Annotated in this window: 10 protein-coding genes and 1 pseudogene; 3 read left to right on the top strand and 8 right to left on the bottom strand. The window is 73.4% G+C overall.

Features of this window, described 5'->3' with window-relative positions:
- The 4 genes from AC5LUJ_RS11895 to AC5LUJ_RS11880 form a co-directional block, all read right to left on the bottom strand.
- Nucleotides 1–190: trypsin-like serine protease (locus tag AC5LUJ_RS11895; protein WP_493464941.1), on the bottom strand; the 190-nt coding region annotated here is incomplete at its 3' end.
- Between the two features lie 13 nt (nucleotides 191–203).
- Nucleotides 204–668, bottom strand: a complete 465-nt coding sequence (locus AC5LUJ_RS11890) for a hypothetical protein (protein WP_250285323.1) — start codon at nucleotides 666–668, stop codon at nucleotides 204–206.
- A gap of 310 nt (nucleotides 669–978) precedes the next feature.
- On the bottom strand, nucleotides 979–1,131 hold the full coding sequence (locus tag AC5LUJ_RS11885) for a hypothetical protein (protein WP_250291934.1): 153 nt from the start codon (nucleotides 1,129–1,131) through the stop codon (nucleotides 979–981).
- Between the two features lie 25 nt (nucleotides 1,132–1,156).
- Complete coding sequence (locus AC5LUJ_RS11880) at nucleotides 1,157–2,233, bottom strand: D-isomer specific 2-hydroxyacid dehydrogenase family protein (RefSeq protein WP_250285325.1); 1,077 nt, start codon at nucleotides 2,231–2,233, stop codon at nucleotides 1,157–1,159.
- Between the two features lie 266 nt (nucleotides 2,234–2,499).
- Between AC5LUJ_RS11880 and murG the strand changes: the two genes are divergently transcribed.
- The 3 genes from murG to AC5LUJ_RS11865 all read left to right on the top strand — a co-directional run bounded on the left by murG (nucleotide 2,500) and on the right by AC5LUJ_RS11865 (nucleotide 7,045).
- Nucleotides 2,500–3,630 (top strand): undecaprenyldiphospho-muramoylpentapeptide beta-N-acetylglucosaminyltransferase, encoded by a 1,131-nt coding sequence (murG, locus tag AC5LUJ_RS11875; protein ID WP_250285326.1) that lies wholly within the window; start codon nucleotides 2,500–2,502, stop codon nucleotides 3,628–3,630.
- A gap of 118 nt (nucleotides 3,631–3,748) precedes the next feature.
- Nucleotides 3,749–5,179 (top strand): UDP-N-acetylmuramate--L-alanine ligase, encoded by a 1,431-nt coding sequence (gene murC, locus AC5LUJ_RS11870; protein ID WP_493464940.1) that lies wholly within the window; start codon nucleotides 3,749–3,751, stop codon nucleotides 5,177–5,179.
- 288 nt (nucleotides 5,180–5,467) lie between these two features.
- Complete coding sequence (locus AC5LUJ_RS11865; protein ID WP_250291932.1) at nucleotides 5,468–7,045, top strand: UDP-N-acetylmuramate--L-alanine ligase; 1,578 nt, start codon at nucleotides 5,468–5,470, stop codon at nucleotides 7,043–7,045.
- Nucleotides 7,046–7,260: 215 nt separating this feature from the next.
- Here the strand turns inward: AC5LUJ_RS11865 and AC5LUJ_RS11860 are convergent, their stop codons facing one another.
- The 4 genes and pseudogenes from AC5LUJ_RS11860 to AC5LUJ_RS11845 all read right to left on the bottom strand — a co-directional run.
- Entirely contained in the window at nucleotides 7,261–7,590 is a 330-nt protein-coding gene (locus AC5LUJ_RS11860) for a helix-turn-helix domain-containing protein (protein ID WP_250291930.1), read from the bottom strand.
- Nucleotides 7,591–7,628: 38 nt separating this feature from the next.
- Nucleotides 7,629–7,868, bottom strand: a complete 240-nt coding sequence (locus tag AC5LUJ_RS11855) for a type II toxin-antitoxin system Phd/YefM family antitoxin (protein ID WP_250285331.1) — start codon at nucleotides 7,866–7,868, stop codon at nucleotides 7,629–7,631.
- Between the two features lie 55 nt (nucleotides 7,869–7,923).
- A complete protein-coding gene (locus AC5LUJ_RS11850) occupies nucleotides 7,924–8,343 on the bottom strand; it encodes a nitroreductase family deazaflavin-dependent oxidoreductase (protein WP_250285332.1) in 420 nt (139 codons plus the stop codon).
- A gap of 159 nt (nucleotides 8,344–8,502) precedes the next feature.
- Nucleotides 8,503–8,920, bottom strand: a pseudogene (locus AC5LUJ_RS11845) (serine/threonine-protein kinase); the annotation flags it as partial.

Genomic DNA, 8,920 nt, shown 5'->3' with positions numbered 1-8,920 from the left:
CCGCATCACCGGGCTCCCGCTCGTGGAGCAGCCGCAGCCACAACGAGGCGTCGGCCTCGTCCACACCACGCACGCAGTGCGCGGCGGTCAGCACATGACTGCTGTCGATCACGAAGCCGGTGCGGAACACCTCGCTCTCGTCCCCGACGGGCTCCCCGTCGACCAGCAGCCGGCCCACACCCGGTAGCACGGTGCCCGCCTCGCTAGGCGGTGGCGGAAGCGCCGGCGGCGGAGTCGCCGGAGCGCCGCGTCAGTGACACCGTCACCTGCACCGCCGCCTCACCCTCGAGACTCAGCACCGCCTCGATCGCCTGGCCCGAACCGGCCGTCAACGTCACCCCGAAAGACACCTCGACCGCGTCGACCCCAAGCTGGCCCGGCGCCGCCTCCACCAGCCCCTGGCCGTCCAGGCCACGGGCCACATCCCCGGCCACCACACCGATCTGGCTGCTCAACGCCCGCACCGCGGCGCGCACGGCCTGCTCGCCACGCTGCACAACCGCGGCCCGCCGGTCACGGCGATGCTGCCCGGCCCGGCCGGCCGTCTCTTCCAGCCAGGACTCCCCGCCCTGCCCGGCATCCCGCCGCGCGTCCCCCGTCAGCTCCGGACCGCGTAGCGCAACAGCCACGTCGTAAGCCCAGTCGTCGTCACGCTCATCGCCGCCCATGCGCCCCCCAATCGACGATCTCCTACCGGGATCATCCGGCACACAAAGGAGAATCCCTGGCGGATCGCCAGCATCCCATGACCGATATGGGCAGCCGGCGACACCCCGGACACGGCCCGCGGCAGGGTGGGCATCACCGGCGGGGCCTGCCCCGGGAGAGGGTGTAACGGACAGTTACGTTCAAGCGTTTCCGTGGGTCGCAGCCGTGGGTCGCAGCCTTGGGTCACAGCATTTCCAGGCTTTCCAGGCCGCGATGACTGGCCGGATCAATCCAGCTCCCGCGGGCTGCTCGGGGACGGCTGTCGCGCGTTCATGCCTGCCGCCGGACCCGCTCGGGATCGGCGCTGGCGGAGAAACGCGACACGACGAACCCGAAGCAGTGCCGCGCCGGATCCTCGGCCCGCACCGGAGCCCGGACGGCCCGCTGAGCATCCGTCGGTAGCCCGTCGGTAGCCCTCAGCAACCCGCCAGGGTCCTTCAGCAGCCCCTCAGTAGCCCGCGGTGGGGTCGACGAGGCCGATCAGGGGCTGGCCGGAGCGGTAGCGCAGCAGGTTCTCGTGGAACCGCCGGGCGATGGCCTGTTCCAGGCTGGGGGCCCAGCCCGAGATGTGCGGGCTGATCCGGACCTGGGGGTGGGTGAACAGCCAGTGGTCGGCCGGCAGGGGCTCCGGGTCGGTCACGTCGAGGCTGGCCAGGCGGACCCGGCCGTCGTCGAGGGCGGGCCGCAGCGCCTCCTGGTCGATGAGGGTGCCCCGGGCGATGTTCAGCAGGTGCACGCCGGGCCTCACCTGGCGCAACGCGGTCTCGTCGATGAGGTGGTGGGTGTCGGGGGTGGCGGCGGCGCTGAGCAGGACGGCGTCGCTCACCGCCAGCAGACCGGCGAGATCGGGCAGCAGCCGGACGCCGTCCACGGGGCTCGGCCGGTCCCGCCGCCGCAGCGCCACCACGTCGACCTCGAGCGCGAGTGCGCGGCGGGCCACCGCCTGCCCGATCTCCCCGAACCCGACGATCCCCAGCGTCGAACCGGCGAGCAGTGCGCCCGGCGTCGGCCGGGGGAAGGCGGTGACCGGCGCGGTGACCCAGGAGTTCTGCCTGGCCCCGGTGAGCAGCGCGGTCACCACCCACTCGCTGATCTGGGTGGCGTGCAGGCCGCGGGAGCAGGTCACCACGGGTGCCGACAGCAGCCAGGACGGGTAGCTGTCGACCCCGGCGGAGACGGTGTGCACCCACTCGACGTCGCCGAACCAGGCCGGCGGCCGCTCGACGCGCAGGCCCGGCCCGGTCAGCAGGACCCGCGGCCGGCGCTCCGGGCCCTCCGCCGCGGAAACATCGACGATCTCGATGTCGGGCTCGCCGACGAGCAGGCCGTCGAGGGCCTGCCGGATGGGGGCGCCCCACGGCGAGGGCAGCTGGACCCCGATCAGCAGGCCCCGCGGCACGGTGGTCTGCGCCGGTATCCCGGGCGCCTCGGCCGTCCCCGTACCCGCCCCTGCCCCCGTCCCCGTCTCCGTGGCTGCCTCCGCCACCTCGGCCTGGTGCGGGGCCGGTGCGCTCACGCTCGTCATGGGTTCCCTTCCGGTCGGGGCGGCCGGCGCGCGGCCGCGGGCACGGCGGGCATCCGGTTACGGGGGACATTTAGTTGCAGTGCACCATCGTCGCGGACGCGGCGTCCATGCCCGACCAGGCAGGTAGACAAAGTTGAAATACGGCGTTGACATGCCCTTTCCCGCCGCTTCCCGGTGGTGCTCCCCGTGGCGCCACCGGGACGGGCAGTGCCGCTGACGGTACCCGGGGAGCGGCCCGCGGCCAGGATGTGCCATCGTCGTGGACGATGCTGAGGAGTGTGGTGCTCGCCGGCGGTGGCACGGCGGGTCATGTCGAACCGGCGCTGGCCGTCGCGGACGCCCTGCGCGCCGCTGACCCGCGGCTGCGCCTGACCCTGCTGGGCACGGAGTCCGGGCTGGAGGCCCGGCTGGTGCCGGCCCGTGGCTACGAGCTCGCGACGGTGCCGAAGGTGCCGCTGCCGCGCAAGCCCACGCCGTCCCTGCTCACCGTGCCCGGGCGGCTGGCCGGGGCGGTCAGCCAGGCGTCGGCGGCGCTCGCCCGGGTGCGTGCGGACGTGGTCGTGGGCTTCGGCGGGTACGTGTCCGTCCCCGCCTACCTGGCCGCGCGCCGGGCGGGCATCCCGATCGTCGTGCACGAGGCGAACCCGCTGCCGGGGGTGGCCAACCGGATCGGGGCCCGGTTCACCCCTTATGTCGCGGTGTCCTACCCGAACACGCCGCTGCGCGGCGGGCGGCTGACCGGTATCCCGCTGCGCCCGGAGATCCTGCGCCTGGACCGTTCCCCGGCGGCGGTCCGGGCCGCGCGGGCCGGCTACGGCCTCGACCCGGACCGGCCGACGCTGCTGGTCTTCGGCGGCTCCCAAGGGGCCCGCCGGCTCAACGACGTGATCAGCTCGGTAGCCAGGGAGATCACGGCAGGCGGGGTGCAGGTCCTGCACGCGGCCGGGCCGAAGAACGCCGACACGGTGCTCGCGGCGCTGCCGGCGAAGCTGCCCGCGCCCTACGTCGTCCGGCCGTACCTGGAGCACATGGCGTCGGCCTACGCGGCCGCGGACATGGCGCTGTGCCGCTCCGGCGCGATGACCTGCGCGGAGCTGGCCGCGGTGGGCCTGCCCGCCGGCTACGTCCCGCTCCCGCACGGCAACGGTGAGCAGCGGCGTAACGCCCTGCCGACGGTGGAGGCCGGCGGCGGTCTCATAGTGGACGACGCCGACCTGTCCGCGCAGTGGGTCCGCGCGGAGCTGCTGCCCGTGCTGACCTCCGCCGAGCGGCTGGCGAAGATGTCGGCCGCCTGCGCCGGGTCCGGGCATCCCGACGCCGCGGACGCGATCGTCGCGATGATCCGGGAGGCCGCGGCGTCCCGCCGGCGGCAGCCGGCGCGCCACGCGGCCCGTTAGACACCCGCAGACACCCGCAGACACCCGCCGTGTCCGCGCGGCCTGTGGAAGGGCTCGCCGCGCCACGCGCGGCCCGCAAAGGTCTGGTCTCGGACGGCGGATGGGGCAAGATGTCACTGTGACAGCTCCGGCCCTACCGGACGAGTTCGACCGCGTCCATCTTGTCGGGATCGGCGGCGCCGGCATGAGCGGGCTGGCGCGGCTGCTGATGCGGCGCGGCGCGGCGGTGTCCGGCAGCGACGCCAGGGACACCCGCCGGCTGGCCGCGCTGCGGGCACTCGGCGCCGTGGTAACCGTCGGTCATAATCCAGATCATGTCGGCGATGCCCGTACCCTGATCGTTTCCCAGGCGATCCCGGACGGGAACCCCGAGGTCGAGGCGGCCCGCCGGCGCGGCCTGCGCGTCGTCTCCCGGTCCGCCGCGCTCGCGGCGCTGATGCGCGGGACGCGCGGGCTGGCCGTCGCCGGCACCCACGGGAAGACGACGACCACCCTGATGGTCACCGTCGCGCTGCAGGCCTGCGGTGCCGACCCGTCGTTCGTCATCGGCAGCGACATCAACGAGGCCGGCTCCAACGCGCACGCCGGCACCGGCGAGATCTTCGTCGCCGAGGCGGACGAGAGCGACGGCGGCTTCCTGCTGCTGGCCCCCTCCGGCGCGGTCGTCACCAACGTCGAGGCCGACCATCTCGACTACTATCAGCGGCCCGAGGACGTCGAGGCCGCCTTCGCCCGGTTCGTCGACGGGGTCGACCCGAACGGCTTCGTGGTGGCCTGCGCGGACGACCCGGGTGCCGCCCGGCTGGTCGCGGCCCTGCGGGAGCGGGAGCGCGACGGCGGGAAGGTCCCGCGGGTCACCACCTACGGCGAGTCGGTGGACGCCCACGTCCGGGTGGAGCTGCCGATGGTCTCCGCCGCCGGCTCGACCTGCGAGGTCGTCGTCCGCGGCCGGCGCCTGGGCGAGCTGAGCCTGCGGGTGCCCGGCCGGCACAACCTGCGCAACGCCGCCGGGGCGCTCGCCGCCGGGCTGGAGCTCGGTCTGCCCGCCGCCGGCCTGCTGGAGGGGCTGGCCGGGTTCGCCGGGGCCCGCCGCCGTTTCGAGAGCAAGGGCAGCGCGGGCGGCGTCCGGGTGATCGACGACTACGCCAACCACCCGACCAAGGTCGTCTCCGTGCTGCGGACCGCGCGTGACGTCGCCGACGGCGGCAGCGTGGTGGTGGCCTTCCAGCCGCATCTCTACAGCCGGACGGCGGCCTTCGCCGCCGAGTTCGGCGCCGCTCTCGGCCTCGCCGACGCGGTTGTGGTCATGGACGTCTTCGGCGCGGGGGAGCAGCAGATCCCCGGGGTCAGCGGCGCGACCGTCGCCGCGCGGGTGCCGCTGCCGGCCGGCCGGGCCGTCTACGAGCCGTCCTGGTCGGCCGTGGCGGACCGGGTCGCGGCGTTCACCCGTCCGGGTGACCTGGTGCTGACGGTAGGTGCCGGCGACGTGACGCTTCTCGGCGGCGAGCTGCTGCGCGTGCTGGCCGAACGGGCCTCTCACGCCCGCTGACTTCTGACGCTGCTGACTTCTGACGCTGCTGACTTCTGACGCCGCTGACTTCTGACGCCGCTGGCCCCTGACGCTGCTGGCCTCTGACGCCGCTTGTACAGGTGCGACGGCGGGTCCACGCGTGCCCCCATGCCCGCCGGCCCCGACCATCCCGCCCGGCCCGGCCGTTCGGCCTGGCCGCCTGATCGGTCGACCTGGCCACCCGACTATCCGGCCTGGTCAGCTTGGCCTGGTCAGCGGGGCCGGCCGCGTGGCGGCCCGGTCGCGGCGTGGTGTTCACTGCCTGTCGTGACCGGTGAGAGCTCTCAGCACGTCCACTTCCTGGGGATCGCGGGATCGGGCCTGTCCGCGCTCGCCCACGTCCATCTCGCCCGCGGCGGGACGGTCAGCGGCAGCGACGCGCAGGACGCCCCTCGCCTGGACGCGCTGCGTGCCGCCGGCGCCCGGATACGGGTGGGCGCCGTCACCGACCCGGCCGCGCTGGACGCGGAGCTCGACGGGGTGGACGTCGTGGTCGCGTCCAGCGCGTTTCCCGACGATCATCCTGAGCTGCTGGCCGCCCACCGGCGCGGCCTGCCGGTCCGCCGGCGCAGCCAGTGGCTGCCCGAGCTGACCGCCGGCTACGATCTTGTCGCGGTGGCGGGCTCGCACGGCAAGAGCACCACGTCGGCGATGCTCGCTCTGGTGCTGCGCGCCGCGGGGGTGGACCCGACCGCGGTGATCGGCGCCGAGGTGGCGCAGCTCGGCGGCAACGCGCTGGTCGGTGCCGGGCGGGTGTTCGTCCTGGAGGCCGACGAGTACGGCGGCGCGTTCGCCGGCCTCGACCCGGCGCTCGCCGTCATCACCAACGTCGAGTGGGAGCATCCCGACCTCTTCCCCGACGAGGCGTCCGTGCGGCGCGCCTTCACCGCGTTCGCGGCCCGGGTCCGTCCCGGCGGGACGCTCGTGGTGTGCGGGGACGACCCCGGCGTACAGGCGGTGCTCGCGGCGCTGCCGGCCGCCGCCCGCCCCGGCACCGGCGCCATCCCCGTCGGCGGTGACGGGTACCGGCCGCATCCGCCGGCCGGCGCCAGCCTCATCCCCGCCGCCGGCCTGGAAGGCGCAGCAGGCCAGGGGCGCGCGGCCGGGGAGGGACGGGTGAGGATCGTCGACTACGGGCTGCAACCGGGCCGGGCATGGCAGGCGGTGGACCTGCGCGTCACTCCCGACGGGGGCCAGCGGGCGACCGTGCGCCACGACGGTGACGACGTCGGGACGCTCACGCTCGCGCTGCCCGGCGCCCACACCGTCCGCAACGCGCTGGCGGCGCTCGCGGCCGCCACCGAGCTGGGCGTCGAGGTGGCGAGCGCGCTGGCGACGCTGGCGGCCTTCACCGGTGCCGACCGTCGGTTCACGCTGGTCGGCACGGCCCCGGCGACGGACCGCCGGGGCCCGCTGGAGGTGATCGACGACTACGCCCATCATCCGACCGAGATCCGCGCCACGCTGGCCGCCGCCCGCCAGCGGGCCGGTACACGCGAGGTGTGGGTGGCCATGCAGCCGCACACCTTCAGCCGGCTGGCGGCCCTGCTGGACGACTTCGCCGACGCGTTCGCCGACGCCGACCGGGTGTACGTCACCGACATCTACGCCGCCCGCGAGCACGACACCCTCGGCCTGCACGCCGGCGACCTGGTCAAAAAGATCTCCGTACCCCAGGCCACGTACTACGTGCCCTGGGACGAGCTGACCGACCGGCTCGCCACCGACCTCTCGACGGGCCGACGGAGCGCCCCGGCCGGCGTCCTGCTGCTGACCCTCGGCGCTGGAACGATCACCGAAACCGGTCCGCACCTCCTCGCCGCACTGCAGGCGGCGAATCTGTGACTGCGGGTAGCCGTCTACTCGTCGGCCCCAGGCGCAAAACCATGGTCGCGTAGCCGCTGGCTGCTGAACCGTTCCCAACGGTGACTGTCCTGCTCCGCGACTCGGCCGCCGTATCTCGCCGGACCGTCCTGCCGCGGCCGGGTAACGGCAAACCCCGGCGGTTCCGTCCGTGTTTCTTCCCACCTGCCTGGTAAGGGCGGAATGCCGGCAGCTGATCAGCTTGCTCTGAGCTGTTCGCTGCTGACCTTGTAGGTGTGGTCGCCGAAGTCGGCCAGCAGCCTCAGTTCGCCACCGAGGGCCTCGACACAGCGGCTCACGACATCGACGGTGAACGCTTCTCCGCGTTCGATCTGGCTGACGCGCCCTTTGGTCACGCCCATGATCTCAGCGATGTCGCTCTGGGTGAGGCCGCGTTGCCTGCGGATCTCGGCCAGCTGGTAGCCGTCCACGCGGGCCATCAGCGTCCTGCGTCGCCGTTCGGCCTCGTCAGGACCGCCGACACGCTCGACATAAGCCTCTCGATCCCACTTGCTGTAGCCGCTCATCATCGCTCCCTCGCCCGTTCCTTCAGGTACATCTCGTACTACTTGCGGTCGGCGGCGATGACTGCCCGGAGATCCGCCAGCTCTTCCTCTGCCTCGACGAGACGGCGAAGCTCGTCGACCGACAGGATCGCGGCGGTCGGGGTGCCGTTACGGGTGAGGTAGACGATGTTGCCCTCGTGGACGCGGTTGACCAGCTCGCCGAGGCGGGAACGCGCTTCGGCGAGCCCGATCTCGACGTCCGTCGCATGGAGATCGGTGGTGCGGGCAGGCAGGGTCATGGCCAAAGTGTACAGTTTGATCTATGTTCCGGATGTGGTCTCCCGGCTGCCGGATTCAGACCGTCAGGTCCTCCTCGGCGGAGGGCTGCGGCGGCGCGGGCTGGGGGCGCAGGGTCAGGAAGTCCGAGACGCCGATGGCGCCGAGCACGGGCCGCAGCGGGGCGGGCACCTGGCTGCGGCTGTCGTCGTGGACGATGTGTGGCGAGCCGAGTTCCTCCCGGTGGTTACGGTGCTCCAGCACGCAGCCTCCGGCGGCCAGCACGTTGCGCACCCAGTCCGAGTCGCTGCCGTAGGTCAGCGCGACGACGTAGCCGCCGTCGGAGCCGAACACGTTGACCGGGGTCCGGTACTCGCGGCCCGACTGGCGTCCCCTGTGCACGATGACGCCGAAACCGGGCAGCCGGGTCGCGGCAGGGCCGGCGACCCGGTTGGTGGCCCGGCGGTTGGTCTCGGCGATCCATCTGGGCAACGGCATGTGACTACCTCCTTGAGGAGTGGCTGTCGCACCACGTACGTCAACCGTCATACCCAGCCGAGCAGGGGCCCGACCTCGACTCGGGAGGTCAGCCGTCGCGGCGGCCGGGCCGCGGACGGCGGAGGCCGGATCAGGTCATCGCCGGATGACCGCCGGATGTCAGAAGTACGACGGGCAGAGCGGTACGCCGGGGACGGGCTCGTTCTGCCCGCCCTGGGACACCGCGGTCGCCGGCAGATACCCCCAGGCGGCGGTGTATCCATGGGTGTTGGCACGCCCGTTGTCACCCTGGGTGTACAGCCACCAGGTGTTGGTGTTGCCCTGGACGACCGGGTTCGGACGGCCCTGGTACTGGCACAGCGCCCACACGCTCGCGGCCGCGGCCATGTACCCGCTGTCATCGAGAGTCTCCGGCGCCTGATCGGAACGGACGTTGGCGTAGACGGCCGAAGCCACGTAGGTGCTGCAGTAGTAGCGGGTCGAGAAGGCCCGTCCGGCGTAGTCGGTGATCGCCTCGCCGCGCGGCGAGCAGCCATGGACGGGAACCGGCTGCGGCGAGGGCTGGGCAGAGGAAGGA

The organism is Protofrankia sp. CiP1_Cm_nod3 (assembly GCF_982290655.1).
The sequence above is the reverse complement of the archived record's forward strand: the minus strand, read 5'-3'. Positions and strand labels throughout refer to the sequence as shown.

What these genes read in the sequence shown, in the direction of transcription:
- AC5LUJ_RS11880 (WP_250285325.1), bottom strand. Translation starts at nt 2,233, where the DNA reads ATGACGAGCGTGAGCGCACCGGCCCCGCACCAGGCCGAGGTGGCGGAG.
- AC5LUJ_RS11850 (WP_250285332.1), bottom strand. Translation starts at nt 8,343, where the DNA reads ATGCCGTTGCCCAGATGGATCGCCGAGACCAACCGCCGGGCCACCAAC.
- AC5LUJ_RS11855 (WP_250285331.1), bottom strand. Translation starts at nt 7,868, where the DNA reads ATGACCCTGCCTGCCCGCACCACCGATCTCCATGCGACGGACGTCGAG.
- AC5LUJ_RS11860 (WP_250291930.1), bottom strand. Translation starts at nt 7,590, where the DNA reads ATGAGCGGCTACAGCAAGTGGGATCGAGAGGCTTATGTCGAGCGTGTC.
- murG (WP_250285326.1), top strand. Translation starts at nt 2,500, where the DNA reads ATGCTGAGGAGTGTGGTGCTCGCCGGCGGTGGCACGGCGGGTCATGTC.
- AC5LUJ_RS11890 (WP_250285323.1), bottom strand. Translation starts at nt 668, where the DNA reads ATGGGCGGCGATGAGCGTGACGACGACTGGGCTTACGACGTGGCTGTT.